Annotated in this window: 13 protein-coding genes; 4 read left to right on the top strand and 9 right to left on the bottom strand. The window is 68.1% G+C overall.

What is annotated here, in order from left to right; genetic code table 11:
* Positions 1–59: 59 nt before the first annotated feature.
* Positions 60–1,676, bottom strand: a complete 1,617-nt coding sequence (locus tag C5B99_RS03220; protein WP_258063023.1) for a sugar transferase — start codon at positions 1,674–1,676, stop codon at positions 60–62.
* A 314-nt stretch (positions 1,677–1,990) separates the two neighbouring features.
* Between C5B99_RS03220 and C5B99_RS03215 the strand changes: the two genes are divergently transcribed.
* Together C5B99_RS03215 and C5B99_RS03210 are read left to right on the top strand one after the other, a co-directional pair.
* Positions 1,991–3,103, top strand: coding sequence for an LCP family protein (locus C5B99_RS03215; protein ID WP_104240353.1), 1,113 nt, complete (start codon positions 1,991–1,993; stop codon positions 3,101–3,103).
* Between the two features lie 348 nt (positions 3,104–3,451).
* Complete coding sequence (locus C5B99_RS03210; RefSeq protein WP_104240352.1) at positions 3,452–4,450, top strand: AraC family transcriptional regulator; 999 nt, start codon at positions 3,452–3,454, stop codon at positions 4,448–4,450.
* Between the two features lie 44 nt (positions 4,451–4,494).
* Here C5B99_RS03210 and C5B99_RS03205 read toward each other — a convergent pair whose 3' ends face one another.
* Positions 4,495–5,343: an endo alpha-1,4 polygalactosaminidase gene (locus tag C5B99_RS03205; RefSeq protein ID WP_104240386.1), complete on the bottom strand. Its 849-nt coding sequence runs from the start codon at positions 5,341–5,343 to the stop codon at positions 4,495–4,497.
* 227 nt (positions 5,344–5,570) lie between these two features.
* Between C5B99_RS03205 and C5B99_RS03200 the strand changes: the two genes are divergently transcribed.
* On the top strand, positions 5,571–5,792 hold the full coding sequence (locus tag C5B99_RS03200) for a hypothetical protein (protein ID WP_104240351.1): 222 nt from the start codon (positions 5,571–5,573) through the stop codon (positions 5,790–5,792).
* Positions 5,793–5,814: 22 nt separating this feature from the next.
* Here the strand turns inward: C5B99_RS03200 and C5B99_RS03195 are convergent, their stop codons facing one another.
* The 7 genes from C5B99_RS03195 to C5B99_RS03165 all read right to left on the bottom strand — a co-directional run bounded on the left by C5B99_RS03195 (position 5,815) and on the right by C5B99_RS03165 (position 13,771).
* A complete protein-coding gene (locus tag C5B99_RS03195; RefSeq protein WP_104240350.1) occupies positions 5,815–6,672 on the bottom strand; it encodes a fumarylacetoacetate hydrolase family protein in 858 nt (285 codons plus the stop codon).
* Between the two features lie 16 nt (positions 6,673–6,688).
* Positions 6,689–7,858: a glycoside hydrolase family 88 protein gene (locus C5B99_RS03190; RefSeq protein ID WP_104240349.1), complete on the bottom strand. Its 1,170-nt coding sequence runs from the start codon at positions 7,856–7,858 to the stop codon at positions 6,689–6,691.
* Between the two features lie 32 nt (positions 7,859–7,890).
* Positions 7,891–8,553, bottom strand: coding sequence for a ferredoxin-NADPH reductase (locus tag C5B99_RS03185; protein WP_104240348.1), 663 nt, complete (start codon positions 8,551–8,553; stop codon positions 7,891–7,893).
* A 2-nt stretch (positions 8,554–8,555) separates the two neighbouring features.
* A complete protein-coding gene (locus C5B99_RS03180) occupies positions 8,556–9,473 on the bottom strand; it encodes a carbohydrate ABC transporter permease (protein WP_228496633.1) in 918 nt (305 codons plus the stop codon).
* Positions 9,473–10,420: a carbohydrate ABC transporter permease gene (locus tag C5B99_RS03175; protein ID WP_104240347.1), complete on the bottom strand. Its 948-nt coding sequence runs from the start codon at positions 10,418–10,420 to the stop codon at positions 9,473–9,475. The genes C5B99_RS03180 and C5B99_RS03175 overlap by 1 nt, the downstream gene beginning before the upstream one ends.
* A 66-nt stretch (positions 10,421–10,486) precedes the next feature.
* On the bottom strand, positions 10,487–11,779 hold the full coding sequence (locus C5B99_RS03170) for an extracellular solute-binding protein (RefSeq protein ID WP_104240346.1): 1,293 nt from the start codon (positions 11,777–11,779) through the stop codon (positions 10,487–10,489).
* 63 nt (positions 11,780–11,842) lie between these two features.
* Positions 11,843–13,771: a DUF2264 domain-containing protein gene (locus tag C5B99_RS03165; protein ID WP_258063022.1), complete on the bottom strand. Its 1,929-nt coding sequence runs from the start codon at positions 13,769–13,771 to the stop codon at positions 11,843–11,845.
* 148 nt (positions 13,772–13,919) lie between these two features.
* Here C5B99_RS03165 and C5B99_RS03160 point away from each other — a divergent pair.
* Positions 13,920–15,814 (top strand): heparinase II/III family protein (locus C5B99_RS03160; protein WP_104240344.1); only part of this gene is annotated, 1,895 nt, incomplete at its 3' end.

Raw genomic sequence — 15,814 nt, 5'->3', positions numbered from 1 at the left:
CAAAGAAGCAGCGGCGACCCACCTGGTGGGTCGCCGCTGCTCACTGTGCGTGATTCGCCCTAGTAGGCGCCCTCGCTGGCGACGACTGCACGAGCCGTGCGGAAGAGGATGACGAAGTCGCCGGCCATGGACCAGTTCTCGACGTAGTAGAGGTCGAGGCGCACCGTCTCCTCCCAGGTCAGGTTGGAGCGTCCGCTCACCTGCCAGAGGCCCGTGATGCCGGGCTTCACCATGAAGCGACGGTGCACGTGGTCTTCGTACTGCTTGACCTCTCGGTCCAGCGGCGGACGGGGGCCGACCAGCGACATGGAGCCGCCGAAGACGTTGAACAGCTGCGGGAGCTCGTCGATCGAGTAGCGACGGATGAACTTGCCGACCTTCGTGATGCGAGGGTCGTCCTTCATCTTGAAGAGGATGTCGTTGCCCGCGTCGCGGCGCTCGCTCTGCAGCTTCTTCAGCACCTCTTCGGCGTCGGCTCGCATGCTGCGGAACTTCCACATCGTGAACCGGCTGCCGCTGTAGCCAACGCGCTCCTGCTTGAAGAACACGCCGCCAGGCGAGGTGACGGCCACGGCGATCGCCGTTCCGACCAGGAGGGGCGAGAGGACGAGGATGAGGAGGCCGGAGACGAGGATGTCGAAGGCGCGCTTGAGCAGGAGCCCCATGCGCGTGAACTTCGGGGAGTCGACGTGCAGCAGCGGCAGGCCGGCGACCGGGCGCGTGACGATGCGCGGGCCACCCACGTCGAGCAGGCCTGGCGCGACGATGAGGAAGTGGCGGTCCGGGTCGAGGTCCCAGCCGACTTCGCGAAGCCACTGCGTCGAGGTGACGTCGTTGCCTGCGATGACGACGGTGTCGGCACCGATGGCGTCGAGCGAGCCTGCCAGGTCCTCCGGGTTGCCGCCGATGGGGACATCCGTTCCCGGCAGGAAGTCGGGAGAGTTGGGGTCGAGCTCGCCGCTCTTGCCGTCGATGAGGCAGGCGCCGACGACGTTGTAGCCGGCGGCTTCACGACGCGAGAGGTCGCGGTTGAGGTCGAGCACCGAGTAGCGCGAGCCGACGAGCAGCACACGTGCCTGCAGGTTTCCGCCCTTGCGCTGGCGGACGAGCCACTGGCGACCGATCCAACGGGAGAGGAGGAGCGCGACGGTGCCGACCGGGAAGGCGATGAGCACGTATCCACGGGCAAGCTCGAATGCCGAGAGGTAGGCGAAGATCGAGACGATTCCCGCGAGCATGAGCGAGGCGTTGAAGATGCCGCGGTACTCCTCGAACCCTGAGCCCAGGATGCGGTAGTCACGGGTGTCGAAGAGGGAGAGCATCCAGGCCCAGCCGACGACGATGACGGTTGAGACGAGCCAGTAGGACACTTCGCTGCTGATGAAGCCGCTGCCGCCGGCGGGAACGGCCGCGTTGCCGCCGCCGAGCCAGACGAGCTGGGCTCCCACCATGACGACCGCCAGAATGGCGAGGTCTGTCAGAACGAGGAGCTGCGCGTACCCCTGGCGCCAGTTGGCGCGGCGTTTGTTGCTTCGCTGGACCCGAGCGTTCTGTTCTGAGGAGGTCTGCGCGAAGTGCGGTTCGACCGAGGGCAGCATGTCGCTGTCTCGCGAATCGTCAGTCGCGGTTGCGACTGGGATCTGCGAGGTAGCGGGCCCTGAGGTGGGTGGCGTCACGTGTGCTCCAATAAGAGATGAGTACTTCTTGGTGCGCAGACCGCGTCGGTTCCGGGAATGCGCTTCGGGTCTCCGTGGCCACGGGCCACGCTCTGTATGGGCCTGTGGGCTCATCGTAGAGATCCTGGGTGCTAGCTGAGACTATCTCAACGTTCCCGCATAACAAAAGGGTCACCCAGGTATTTTTTCCGCATCTCTGGCGTGTTTTCCTGACCGAAACACACTTGTTGTGCATTTGGGTTTCATTTCAGGGAAGCGAGACATCGCTCGGCCCGACTCGTGCTCGAAACTTGCGCCGTGTCATACTCGCCTGCATGGAGCAGACCCCAGGACAGCCTTCGTCGCGCCCTCGAAGCGACGACGACGCCCTCACAGATCTCTTCGAGCACGAGGCTGATAGCGGTTCCGGCGGCACACGCCGCGCGGCACGCGAGCACGGCAAGAAGAAGCGTCGTGGGCCGAAGATCCTGCTGTGGACACTCGTGGGCGTCCTCATCGTCGCAGTGGCAGGTGCCGGCATCATCTGGTGGAACGTGAACCAGGCGTTCAACAACATCGAGAAGATCGATGACGCCCTCCCCGGAGACTACGAGGGACGCCCGGAGCAGGTCGTCACCGAGGCGGGCTCGCCCATGAACATCCTCCTGCTCGGAAGTGACTCGCGCGTCAGCGGGAGCACATCGATCATGACCGACCTCGGCAGCCGCAGCGACACGATGATGCTCGTGCACATCCCCGCCGATCGCAGCGACGTGCAGGTCATCTCCATCATGCGCGACAGCTGGCTCGCGATCCCGGGCCACGGCGAGGCCAAGATCAACGCGGCGCTGTCCTTCGGTGGCGTGCCGCTCGTCGTCCAGACGGTCGAGGGCCTGCTCGGACTCCGCATCGACCACGTCGGGGTGGTCGACTTCGACGGCTTCGCGGGCATCACGGATGCGCTCGGTGGCGTCACCATCAACAACGACGTCGCCTTCAACTCGTCGCACATGCAGGGCAAGACCTTCGAGGCCGGGCCCATCACGCTGACGGGCGATGAAGCGCTCGCCTTCGTGCGAGAGCGCTACGCCTTCACCGACGGCGACTACCAGCGCGTGCGGAACCAGCAGGCCTGGGTCAAGGCGGTGCTCGACAAGATGCTCACGGCGGAGACCCTGACGAACCCGGGCAAGGTGCAGGAGATCATCACGAAGTTCTCCCCCTTCATCGCGGTCGACAGCACCTTCGACCTGCAGACCATGCTCAACCTCGGCCTCTCGATGCGGGACATCCGCGGGAGCAACGTGCGCAGCTTCACCCTGCCGACCAACGGCACCGGCATGGTCGGCGACCAGTCGGTCGTATTCCTCGACACGGTCAGCATCGGGGAGCTCAAGAAGCACCTCGTGACCGACACCGTCAGCGAGTACCAGCCCACCGGGCGATAGCAGGGCCGCTCCGCCTCCTCGCCCCGCGCATCCGACTGGATGCGCGGGGCGATCTGCGTCTCCGCATCCGGATCCACGCATCACCGAATCCGCCCGAGTCTGCGAACACCAACATGTCCGAGGCACATGCTCGGGACTGAAGCACGTCTCCGTCGCGAGACCCGAGCAGCAGTCCACGACAATCGCCAGAACATGGCATCTCCCGCCGAAAAGTGCGACGTATTTTCTGGTGATGCGGCAAAGAGTGAGACTCGATACAGCTTCGTTCAACCCGCAGATCCTTCCGCGGTCACAGCAGGGGTTCTCCCCGTTCCACCGAAGCCCGCCGTGATGTGAGTCGGAAAGGAGATGACAGGCGTGATCTCGGAGCTCGATGTCGCACTTCGTGGTGAGAGGGCCGTCGATTGGCTCCAGTCACGTGGCCTCCAGGTCGTCTCAGCGGACGGCGAAGTGAAGATCTTCGCCGACCTCGCGACGTGCCCCACGATCGTCATCGGCCGCATCTGGGTGACCCCGATGGTGGTCCAGATCAAGCCGCGCCCCCAGGACGACAACGGCTTGGTCTTCCTGAGCTTCGCGATGCGCGGCACGTCGAGGCTGAACGGTCAGAACGAGTCCGAGGGTTCCGTGCCGTCGCCGTTCTACGTCCACGAGTCCTCGGAGCCCATGCGCGTCGAATCCTCGGACGCCTCGACTCGACTTCTGTTCGGGATACGACGGTCGAAGATCAAGGCGGTGCTCGGGAACGAGCTCAACTACACCGGCCCGCGCACACCGAACGCGCACCTGCGCAAGGTCCTGACCAGCGCCGCCATGGCATCGCTTGACGGCTCGATCGACGAGGACAACCCGGGGTTCCCCGCCTGGCGGACCGCGATCGAGAACCTGGTGATCGCCGTGCTGCGCTCGTCGATTCGCGAGAGCACCGTGGCCGGCCCCTCGAAGACCCTGCTGATGCGCGCGCACCGGCTGATCGCGGAGCAGGCCCACGACGCGAACTTCTCGGTGGTCGATCTCGGCCAGCAGCTGGGCATCTCGCAGTCGCACCTGCACAGGGTGTTCAGGGAGACTGGCACGACGCCCGCGAGGCTCCTGCGCGAGACCCGTCTCGCGTTGGCGGAGGACTTCCTCGGAACAGGCGACCCGACGGTGCAGGATTTGAAGGCCGCAGCCGCCTACAGCGGGTTCAGGAATCTCCGCATGTTCCGCCGGGCAAGCGCAGAAGAGTCAGGTCAGGCCGAGGCGCAGACCGGAGGAGTCCAGGGCGCACAGCCGACCTCGGAGGATGGCCCGGAGAGCTCGTCTGAGGACGCTTCCGAGAACGCGTCGGGGTCGGCCCTGGTCTGAGGGACTCCCCCGACGGGGACTGACCTCCAGGCGCGGAGGAGGACTCAGCACTGCATCCGGAAGTAGTCCGGCACGTCCGGTGCGAGGAGATCACGGTCGCGGATGACCGTGAGCGGCGCGCGGCTGTCGTCAGCGCAGACCTCCTCAGGTGTTCCTGCGAGAGCATCGGTGTACTCGATCTGCAGGACGAGATCGCCGTAGGCGCTCGAGTACGCGGCGCACTCCCCGTACACACCGCACTCCTCCGCGACGGCGAAGTCGAAGCCCAGCTCGGCTCGGCCGCGATCGGCGAGCTCTGCCGCGTTCTTCTGCCCGATCGCGAGACCAGCAGTGTGGGCGGCTTCGACGTATGCCGCCGCGAGCTCGAGCGCCCCGCTCTCGTCGATGCCGTCTCCCCCACCGCTCGTGGACGCGTCGAAGCGCGTGAAGGTGTCGAGGTTGTCGATCTCGACGGCGTCGAAGCCCGACTCGGCGCAGCCCGTGATGATCGGGGCCATCACGGCGAGGATGCCGTCGCGCTGCTCGGCCGTCGACGGGTCGAGGATGTACTCGTCGGGCCAGTCCGGGTCGACGACCGGCTGACCGGCGTCGTCGTGGAGCAGCAGCTCGCTGCGTTCGTCGAGCCAGGTGGCAGATTCCCCGGGCTGCGTCTGGAAGCCGTTCACGTAGCAGATGCTGTACGCCCCGGAGTCGGGGGCGGCAGTGGAGTCTCGGGCGACGACGTCGAGGCCACCGTCGATCTCGTACGGCTCGCCGAGCTGGTAGTCGAAGGTGCCGTTTGTCGGCGGGAGGGGCACGTACGACCCGGTGTATTCCACCACCCCGCCCTGCGCGCATCCGCTGAGGACGAACACACTCACGACGAGGAGCAGAGCTGCTGGAGAGACGCGCATGACGTCATCATGCTCCACGGCAGATCTCGGTTCTGTGTGCATCCACGTCGATTTCACCTCGCCTTTCACCTCGAGAACCTCTCTCGAGAAGAGGGCCGCGCCTAGGCTTGTTGGCCTCACCACGAAGGAGTGCCGGTGTCCCCCACCACGCCCCGCGGCCCATCCCCCGATGCACGCGCCGCCGACCGCCCGGCGTCGGCGTAGGCCGGACAGGCGACGGTCGCTGCGTGGTTCACCAGCCAGACACGGTCCTGCAGCTCGTCGGGTGGATGCTCCTCGCCTGCGGTGCTGCGCTCTTCGCGCTCATGATCGTGGCGGCGGTGCTCGCAGCTCGACGGCAGGACTCCTCGAAGCGCAGGCTGCAGGCGCTCAGCGTGATCCTGGCGACGCTGGGCAGCCTGAGCGTCGTCATCGGCGGCGTGAGCCTCGCTGCCGGGACCTTCGCGTGATCTCCCGTGCCGCCGAGACGACCTAGCTCGCGAACACCGTCGTGAGCTCGCCGATCCCCTCGACTCGGATGCGCACCGAGTCGCCGTCGGCGACGGCGCGGTGGTCGCGGAGTGCATCTGGCAGCTTCTGCGGGGTGCCTGTCGCGATGACGTCACCCGGCTGGAGCGTGATGGACTGCGAGATGTACGAGACGAGCTCCGCGAACGGGAAGATGAGGGTCGACGTGCTCTGCGACACGGTCGTCTCGCCGTCCCGGATGACCTCGACGAGCAGGTCTGCGGGGTCGTCGATCTCGTCCGCCGTCACGATGGCGGGCCCGAGCGGCGCGAAGCCGTCGAAGCACTTTCCGAGCGTCCACTGGCTGGTGCGGTTCTGCCAGTCACGGGCAGACACGTCGTTGACGAGGGTGTAGCCGGCGACGTGCGCCAGCGCGTCCTCGGCGGATACGGCGTGCGCCGCCCGTCCGATGACCAGACCGATCTCGCCCTCGTAGTCCACGTCGCTGCTCTGTGGGGGCAGAGTGACGGCGTCGTCTGGTCCGAGCAGCGTGTTCGCGGTCTTCACGAACACGTCGGGGCGTTCGGGGTCAGGCTGTCCCTCCCCGCCCGCGACCACATGGCCGCGGTAGTTGTAGCCGACGCAGAGCAGCACCCGCGGCGTCACGGGCGCGAGCAGTCGCTCCCCGTCGCGCAGCGGCAGGCCACTGACGTCGGCCGACGCGACCGCGGCGCGTGCATCCGCGAGCAGCTGCTCGTCGGAGAGCAGCTCGAGTGTCGATGCGACGAGACCGGCCAGGTCGAGGAGCCGATCACCCTCTGGCGACTCGACGAGGGCCGCGGGCACGCTCTGCCCGGCACGATCCCAGGTGACGATTCTCATGCGCCTGCTCCCCCGCTCACCAGTACCGCTGCCAGTCGGGACGCGACGCGCGCGTCAGCGCCTCCAGGAAGAAGTAGTCGCCCCAGAGTGTTCCCTCGTCGACGCCCACGAGCTTCGGCATGTCGTACACCCCGTGCAGGAGGAGCGCGTCAGAGGACTCGGCCGGCCGCGGCGTGGCCTCGGCGATGAGCGCGTCGAGCTGCGCGTACGCGGCTGCGCGGGCGCGCGCCGACCGCTCGGGGTCCGGCTCGACCGCGGCGAGCTCGAAGAACCCGCAGGCGGCGATCGCGGCGGCAGAGCTGTCGCGGGGAGCGTCGCTGCCCTCGGTGTAGACGAGGTCCCAGTAGGGGATGCCGTCGCTCGGCAGGTGCGCGAGGTAGTAGTCGGCGCACCTCCAGGCAGCCTCGAGCTGCCTCGGGTCGCCAACGGCCTGCGAGTTGAGCGCGAAGCCGTAGATGCCCCAGGCTTCCCCGCGCGCCCAGCACGACTCGTCGAACGCGCCCTGCTCGGTGCCCCCGCGCAGGGGCTCGCCGGTCTCCGCGTCCCAGTAGAACGTGTGGAACGTGGAGTCGTCGGCACGGAAGATCTGCGTGCGCAGCTGCTCCGTGTGGCGCCGGACCGCATCCGCGTATCGGGGGTCGCCCGTCTGCTCGCCGACCCACGTGAGCAGCGGCATGTTCATGAGGCTGTCGATGATGGCGCGGCCACGCTGCGCTGGGTCGCTGAGGTCCCCCCAGGCCTGCAGGATCCCGGCAGGCTCGAGGAAGCGCGTCATGAGCCGCTCCCCGGCCTTGACCCCGGCGGTGCGCCAGCGCTCATCGCCGGTCTGCTTCCACGCGGTGACGACCGAGAGCGAGTAGAGGAATCCGAGGTCGTGGGTCTCGAGGTCCTCGTCCCCGTAGAGGCGGCGCTCGAAGTCGGCGGCGTGCGCGAGGGCGGCTTCGTGGAAGGCCGCGTCGCCGGTGACATCGCCGGCGAGCCACATCATGCCCGGCCAGAAGCTCGTCGTCCAACCGCGGTTGGCTCCCTCGGCGAATGCCTCGGTCGCGGGTCGCAGCAGGTAGCGGCCGTCGGTGGTCGTGTCGTCAGGGTAGGCGGCGCCGAACGCGACAATGTTGCGTCGGACGGTTTCGGTGGCCGCTGCCAGCGCGTTCTCCACGGTCGTGGATGCGGGCGCGAAAGTCATGGGAATTCCTTCGAGTGAGTTCGTGGTGTCCGTCAGGCCGCGGCGTGTGCCGGGGTCTGCTGCAGGGTGTAGCGGCCGCCAGCCCAGACGACGTAGAGGCAGGCGGCGGCCGAGAGCCCGATGGCGATGGCCGGGGCCGCGGTGAGCACCGCGGCCTGGACGGCGACGATCGCGAAGGACGCGAAGGTCATCGGCCAACGGCGCACGGCGAGGAAGAGGGATGCGCGCACCAGCACGAGCAGGCGCGTGTCGTCGGCCTGCGTGATGGCGACGAGCGACACCGCTGCGGTCGCGAGCGTCAGGATGGCGACGACGGCCAGCAGCGGGACGATGAGGACGCCGATGCCGGTGGGAACGAGGACGAACACGTCCACGAGTGCGACCGTGACGACGGCGGAGGTGACCGCCGAGATCACGAGTGCACGCTTCCAGGTGCGGCGAACACCGCGGAGGAACGCGCGGATCACGTCGCTGTCGCCCTCGGCATGCGCGCGGAAGGTCGCGAATGCACCGGCGATGCCCGGGCCCGTGAGTGCCGCGCTCGCCGCGAGCAGCGGCCACGACAGCGATGGGTCCGTCGTCACGAGCAGCACGAGGAACGGCAGGCTCATGATGGCGAGCATGGCGTTCACGCCGAGGGCGAGGTACGCGACGTTGAACGCCGTCGAGTAGATGCTGTGCGGGATGCGCTTCATGATCAGCCCTTCAGTCCGCTCGTGGCGACGCCTTCGACGAAGTACCGCTGGCCGAGGAGGAAGACGATGGCGATCGGGATGACCGAGATCGTGAGCCCCGCGAAGAGCACGCCGTAGTCGACGTCGTACAGGCTGGAGACGAAGTTCTTCAGACCGAGCTGCATGGTCCAGAGGCTCGGGTCGCGCAGGTAGATGAGCGGTCCGAGGTAGTCGTTCCACGTGTTCACGAAGGTGAGCAGCGAGAGGCTGGCGATGGCGGGAATCGAGAGCGGCAGCATGATGCGCCGCCAGATGCCGTACTCGCTGAGGCCGTCGAGGCGTGCTGCCTCGGAGAGCTCCATGGGGATGGACTCGTAGAACTGCTTCATGAGGAACACGCCGAAGGCGCCGAAGGCCTGCAGCAGGATGATCGCCCAGAGCGTGTTCGAGAGGTTCGCGTTCGAGAGCATGATGAACTGCGGGATCATGTACGACTGCCACGGCACGGCGATCGTTCCGACGTAGAGCAGGAACAGCGCATCGCGGCCGGGGAACTTCACTCGCGAGAAGCCGTAGGCGGCGAACGAGCCGGTGAGCACCTGCAGCGCCGTGACGGTGACCGACAGGAACAGCGTGTTGCCGATCCAGGTCATGATGTCCGACTTGGTCCAGATGTCGACGTAGTTCTGCCAGACGAAGACCTCGGGGATCCATCTGACCGGCACCGAGAAGACCGCGTTCGCGTCTTTGAGGGAGCTCATGATCATCCAGAAGAACGGCGTGAGCATGGCTGCCGCGGCGATGATCAGCGCGATGTAGAGCAGCGCCTTCGCGAGCCCGGCCTTCTTCTTCTTGCCGGCTGCCGCGGGGTGCGCGGGTGGGTCGATGAGGAGGCGACGTGAGTCCTCTTCCGGGAGGACGACTGCCATGGTCTGGGACATCAGTTGTCCTTCCGCTTGTTCCACAGGAACTGGATGATCGTGACGACGATGCAGAGGAAGAACAGCACGACGGAGGCCGCTGACGCGTATCCGAACTCGTTCTCCTCGAAGCCCTTGCGGTAGATGAACTGTGAGATGACAGTCGTGGACTGTCCCGGCCCGCCCTCGGTGAGCACGAGGATGAGGTCGAAGATCTTGAAGGAGTTGATCGTCAGCATGACGGTGACGAAGAACATGGTCGGGCGCAGGCACGGGAGGGTCACGTTCCAGAAGCGCTGCCAGGCGTTGGCGCCGTCGACTCGGGCGGCCTCGTGCAGCTCGGGCGGCACCGTCTGGAGGGCCGCAAGGAAGAGCACCATGTAGTAGCCCATGTCGCGCCACGTGCTGATGATGACCACCGCCGGCATCGCCCACTCCGTGGAGGTGAGCCAGCCTGGCGGGTTGTCGATGCCGATGAGGCGCAGGCCCTCGTTGATGGGGCCGAAGTCCGGGCTGAAGAGCAGGTTCCAGACGAGCGCGATCGCGACGATCGACGTGATGTAGGGGAAGAACGCGGCGGTGCGGAAGAACGCGACGCCGCGGAGCTTGTTGTTGAGCAGCAGGGCGAGGCTCAGCGACACGACGATCGTGAGCGGGATGTGCAGCACCGAGTAGTAGATGGTGTTGCCGAAGGCGACCTGGAAGCTGCCGTCGTTGAAGAGTCGGGTGAAGTTGTCGAAGCCGATGAACGTGGACGTGCCGAAGATGTTCCAGTTCGTGAGAGACATGTAGAACATCACGATGACGGGCACGAGCGTCAGCGTCGCGAACCCGATGAAGTTCGGCAGGATGAAGCTCCACCCGACGAGGGTGGTCTTCCTTCGCAGGCGGTTGCGCTGCTTGCGCGCCTCGGCTGTCAACTCCGGCGGGGCTGCCGACGGCGGCGTCGGTTCCGTGGTGGTGGTCATGATTCTCCTGGAGAGAGGGTGCCGGTCGGCCGGTGAGAGAGCACCGGCCGACCGACGGCAAGGGGGTTAGTCGAGGCCGACTTCGTTGGCCACTCGGCCTTCGGCTTCAGCGATGGAGTCCTGCACCGACTTGGAACCGGAGAGGATCGAGGAGTGCATGTCGTTCAGGATGTTCTGGACGGCTGCGGTCTTCGAGTTGGTCGGGCTCTCGGGGAGCGTCTCGTGCGTCTGCACGGCGAACGCGGAGAGCTCGTCCTGCGGGGCGCCCTCGACGGCGAAGTACGCCTCGACGACGGGGTCGCTCAGGAGCGCCGGCGTGATGCCGATGCCAGCGAGCTTGGTTGCCGCCTCTTCGCTCGCGGCGTAGGCGAGGAAGTCCTTGGCGGCCTGCGTCTTGCCCTCGTCGATGTTGGCGTTGATGCCGAACCCTGCCGGGTCACCGAACGTGACGGGAGTGTTGTCCATGCCGGTGGTGGATGCATCCATCTGCGGGACGGGTGCGATGCCCCACTCGAAGTCGTCGGCTTCGCCGGAGGCCTGCTGCGAGATGAGGGTCGCGACGAACCACGAGCCCATGGGGATCATCGCGGCCTTCTGCTTGCCGAACTCGCCCTGGTAGGTGAGCTTGTTGGCCGTGACCGTGTTGAAGGAGGCCTGCGCGCCGTCGTCCTGGAGCTTGAGCGACTTGTCGTAGTAGGGCGCGAAGTAGTCGTACTCGCCGCTGAAGATGTCGCCGCCGGCCTGCGCGTTCGCGAAGCCCTGCACGGTCGACTGCCAGCTGTGCTGGTGAGCGCCCTTGGCGGTCGAACCCGCACCGGCGAGGTTCGTGGTCAGGAGGTCGGCGTTCTCGACGTAGTCATCCCAGGTCCAGCTGCCGTCGGGGTAGGCGACACCTGCCGCGTCGAAGAGGGCCTTGTTGTAGTAGAGCACCCACGAGTCCTGGCGGTAGGGAACCGCCCACGTCGTGCCGTCGATGTTGTACGACTCGGCACCGCTGATGCCCTCGGGGAGCGCGACATCGGAGACGTCGAGGAGCTGTCCGCCCTCCTGGAAGGTCGTGACGAACTTGATCTCCTTCTGGGTGATGATGTCCGGCCCGGAGCCCGCCGCGAGGTCCGCGGTGATGAGGGTGTTGTACTCGGCGGGGTCGTAGTCGACGACCTCGACGGTCACGTCGGGGTACTTCTCCGTGAAGCCGTCTGCGAGCAGCTGGAACTCGGGGGTGGATGCGACGCTCCAGCCCGACACCGACAGCGTGATGGGGCCGTCAGGGTCGACGCTCCCGCCGCCGCTGCATCCGGTGAGGGCCAGTGCGGCGGCGGCGAGGCCCGCAGTGGCGATCATGGTGCGCTTCTTCATGGTGCTGCTCCTTTGCTGCAATGAACGAGATCCGCTTCGAATCTCTGAGAACCGACGCCCGGGCTACGAGAGGCGGTAGTTGGTGAGGTCGACGGCGCTGTGGGCTCCGTCTGACCAGGTGATGGCGGCTCGCTCTTCGGTGAGCTCGACGCCGGTGGTGCTGCTGGGGGTGTGGTCTGCGCCCGCGAGGGTGAGGTGCGCGGCGACCCAGGTGTCCGGTTCGACGGGGGCGTCGAGGATCGGGACCCGGGTGGATGCGCCGAGCGGGCTCGCATCCGTCCTCGTCACGGTCCGGGCCGTCGTGCCGGCCGTCAGCCCGCGGAGCGCGCTCGTGACCTGCGCGTCCTGTCGGCTCGTGACGGGCCAGCCGCCCCAGCGGAGCCGCCAGTCGGCCCCGTCGACCCCTGCCTCGGTGTCGGTGACCCGGGCGAGGCGCACTTCCTCGGCGCCGCGGACGACGGAGACGACCGTGAGCCGCGCGATGACGCTCGCGTCACCGTCGAGGCCCGAACCGTGACGCTGCTGCTTCAGTGCTGGCTGCAGCGTGTGGGCGAGCCAGGTGGATGCGGCCACTCCGGCGGCGCCGTCCTCGCTCGTGCTGAGGAGCTCCATCGCGGCGCGGTGGGTGGCCGTGCCGGTTCCGTCGACGAGCGCCACCGACTGCTCGAGGGGCTCGTGCCAGGCGAGGTCGTCGAGCAGCGGGCTCGTTGCACTCGAGTAGGCGAGGCGGGCGTAGAGGGGTGAGTCGCCGACGAGGGTGTTCGGCTTCGCGTGGTCGGTGCCGTGGTTGGCGATGCGAACGATGCCGTCGCGGCTCGTGCCGGTGACCACCCAGCCGGGGGCCGCGATCGTGCGCACGAAGTCGCCCTGTTCAACCGGGAGTGGCTCGGCCTCGGCGGCCCAGACGGGGTGGTCGGCGGGAAGCAGCACACCCAGGAGTCCCTTGGAGGCCCAGTACGGTGAGGCCGGCCCGGAGTAGGCCTGCGCGAGCTGCCGCCATTCGCCGTGCCAGCCCATCGTGAGGAGGCCGCGCTCATCGGGAACACCGCGCTCGTCGAAGTGGGTGACGACCTTCTCGGCCGCGTGCCGAAGGGCGCCGAGCGACACGGAGGGGACCTCCGCGAGCGCGCCGACCCAGAATGGGGCAGCCGCCGCGAAGCGGTAGATGAGGCTGCGGCCCTGGAGCAGGGGCGAGCCGTCGCCGCCGATGAGGTGCACGGCGTCCTGCAGGAAGCGGTCGAGCGCGGCGACGTCGCCCGCCAGGCGGTCGCCTGCCAGCTCGTCGGCGCCGCGCATCCGGGCCCAGAGCACCGGGTAGATGTGCAGCGCCCAGCCGACGTAGTGGTCGTAGGAGCGCTCTTCCCCGTCGGACAGCCACCCGTCGGCACGCACGAACGAGTCGTGCAGCGCGAGGTCCGCGGTGACGTCCTCGGGCGACCACGGGCCGCCGACCGAGCGGAGGAAGGTCTGGACGACGAGGCGGAACCACAGCCAGTTGGTGCGCGGGTAGGTGTCGTCGCCGACGGCGGGAGCGAAGTAGTCGACGACACGCTGCTGCGTGAGCTCGTCGAGCGAGTCCCAGATCCAGGGACGGGTGAGGTCGAGGATGAGGGCGAGCGACGCCGCCTCGACCTTCGCCTGGGGGTGCTCCTCGAGCCGCACCCATCGGTCCGCGGCCTCGGGGTCGACACCGGTTCGGATGCCCTCGGAGAAGAAGGAGATCAGCTCGTCGACGCCCTGACCGCGCTCCCCGGCGATGCGGAATCCTGCGAGGAGGAAGGTGCGTGCGAAGCCCTCGAGGCCGTCGATGTCGTGGCCGTAGCCGCCCTCGGCGCCGGGAGGCGTGATGCGCGCCTTGCCCGGTGAGGCCCAGGCCATGGCTCCGGCAAGAAGGCGGTCGGCGTAGCCGGTCCAGTCGTCGCGGGTCCATGCCGACTGCGACGCTGACTGCGCCGCGGTGGCGGGCGACGCGGGCGTGAATGCAGTGGACACGGATTCTCCTTTGAATTGCCGTCCGAGGGAGGGTGAACCGTCTCCTCGGGGTGGTGACATTTCCGAGCGTAGCAATCATTCTCGATCACAACAATGCGGTTATGATCGTGCATGATCGTTTACGATCGATTTGTGAAAGAGGTCAACGATGACAGACACCAGGCCTAGGCCGACGCTTCGCGCTCCCCTGCTGCACGCCTTCACGGCGCAGCTCGGGCTTCGAGGCGACCTCGATCTCGCAGCCGCCCTCCGCGCGATACTCGCCGACCCGAGCGACGCCCTGCCCGTGCCACCCGCATCCTCGTGGCAGCCGGACGGACCAGATCCGATGACACTCGCCGCCCTGAGTGCGCGCGCCCGCACTGAGCGCGGCACCCCCTGGCCGCAGCCGCTCGCCAGCGACGCCGCCCGCTACCACGGCGACGGCGACCGCCTCGCCTGGGAGACGCCCGCCTTCGCGCGGCAGGAGCGCCTCACCCGCGTCGCCGTGGCCGCCACCGCCGACCCGGCGATGCTCGGCGACGTCGTCGACGGCATCACCCTCCTCTGCGAGCAGAGCTCCTGGTGCTGGCCCGCCCACGACGACACGCTCCAGCGCCACGGCTCGGTCCTCGCCACCGTCACCGACCCGTACCTCGACCTCGGAGCAGGCGAGGTCGTGGGCCAGCTCGCCTGGATCGACCAGCTGCTCGGCGACCAGCTCGACGCCCGCTACCCCGGCGTGCGAGCCCGCATCCGCCACGAGGCGCGCGTGCGGGTCTTCGAGCCGTTCACGCGCCGCCGCGACTGGCACTGGCTCGGCCTCGACGGCGACGCCCACAACTGGAACCCGTGGATCCACGGCAACGTGCTCGTCGCCGCGCTGCGCCTGCTCGACGACCCGACGGAGGCCGACGAGCGCGCCCGCATCCTCGCGCTCGTCATCGAGGGACTCGACCGGTACGTCGCCGTGCTCCCAGAAGACGGCGCCATCGACGAGGGCTACGCCTACTGGTGGAACGGCGCCTGCCGCCTGCTCGAGGCCCTCGACCTGCTCACCTCCGCGACCGGCGGCCGCCTCGACCCCGTGCCGAGCATCCGGGCGCTCCGCGAGACCGTGGCCTTCCCCCACCGCATGCACCTGGGCGCCGGCTGGTTCGTGAACGCCGCAGACGGACAGGCGAAGCCGAGCGCCGACCAGCCCTGGCACTCCCTCCACCGCGCCGCGGTGCGCGCCGGCGACCTCGACGCGCAGCGGTTCGCCGCCTCCCATCGGCGTCCGGATTCGCCAGCGGTCGTCGAGGCCGAGGGGCTCGGCCGGGTACTGCGCGGCATGACGGATGCGGCCTGGCTGCAGGCGAGGGCGTCAACTCCCCCGACGCCCGCCGCGACCTGGCTCCCGTCCACCCAGATGCTCGTCGCCCGCGAGCGCGACAGCTCGTCCTCTGGGTTGTCTGTCGCAGTCAAGGGCGGGCACAACAACGAGCACCACAACCACAACGACGTCGGCAGCTTCCTCGTCGCCTCCGACGGGGTGCCCGTCATCGTCGACGCCGGTCGCCCGAGCTACGACGCCCGCACCTTCAGCGAGCGCCGCTACGAGCTGTGGCCGATGCAGAGCGAGTGGCACAACGTGCCGTTCGTCGCCGGGCGCGGCCAGCCGACGGGCCGCGAGCATGCCGCCACCGTCATCGACGTGCAGACGGGGGATGCCCCCTCGCTCGAGCTGGAGCTCGCCGGCGCCTACGACGTCGCCGAGCTCGAGTCCTGGCGCCGCGAGGTGCGCCTCGACCGCGAGCGTGCCGAGGTCCGCATCCACGACGCCTGGCGCTTCGCGCAGCCCGGCCCTGCGCCGGCCGCTGCGGCGGCCGCCCCGTCCCCCGCACCCCACGCGGGCCCCGCTCTCGCCGCGCCCGCCGAGCCCTCCGCGCCCGCAAAGTTGTGGCCAAACGCGATCGCCCGCGACACGAACCGCACTTCGCCACAACTCTCCGCCGCGGAAGCCGCATCCGCGCCGGCCGCGCTGGCCCAACCAGCGACCCACGCACCCACACCCGCCACATC

This window comes from Pseudoclavibacter sp. Z016, assembly GCF_002931215.1.
GTDB lineage: Bacteria > Actinomycetota > Actinomycetes > Actinomycetales > Microbacteriaceae > Pseudoclavibacter.
Note: the sequence above shows the minus strand (reverse complement) of the source record. Positions and strands in the feature narration are given on the sequence as shown.

What these genes read in the sequence shown, in the direction of transcription:
- C5B99_RS03215 (WP_104240353.1), top strand. Translation starts at nt 1,991, where the DNA reads ATGGAGCAGACCCCAGGACAGCCTTCGTCGCGCCCTCGAAGCGACGAC.
- C5B99_RS03205 (WP_104240386.1), bottom strand. Translation starts at nt 5,343, where the DNA reads ATGCGCGTCTCTCCAGCAGCTCTGCTCCTCGTCGTGAGTGTGTTCGTC.
- C5B99_RS03210 (WP_104240352.1), top strand. Translation starts at nt 3,452, where the DNA reads ATGACAGGCGTGATCTCGGAGCTCGATGTCGCACTTCGTGGTGAGAGG.
- C5B99_RS03170 (WP_104240346.1), bottom strand. Translation starts at nt 11,779, where the DNA reads ATGAAGAAGCGCACCATGATCGCCACTGCGGGCCTCGCCGCCGCCGCA.
- C5B99_RS03185 (WP_104240348.1), bottom strand. Translation starts at nt 8,553, where the DNA reads ATGAAGCGCATCCCGCACAGCATCTACTCGACGGCGTTCAACGTCGCG.
- C5B99_RS03175 (WP_104240347.1), bottom strand. Translation starts at nt 10,420, where the DNA reads ATGACCACCACCACGGAACCGACGCCGCCGTCGGCAGCCCCGCCGGAG.
- C5B99_RS03180 (WP_228496633.1), bottom strand. Translation starts at nt 9,473, where the DNA reads ATGTCCCAGACCATGGCAGTCGTCCTCCCGGAAGAGGACTCACGTCGC.
- C5B99_RS03190 (WP_104240349.1), bottom strand. Translation starts at nt 7,858, where the DNA reads ATGACTTTCGCGCCCGCATCCACGACCGTGGAGAACGCGCTGGCAGCG.
- C5B99_RS03195 (WP_104240350.1), bottom strand. Translation starts at nt 6,672, where the DNA reads ATGAGAATCGTCACCTGGGATCGTGCCGGGCAGAGCGTGCCCGCGGCC.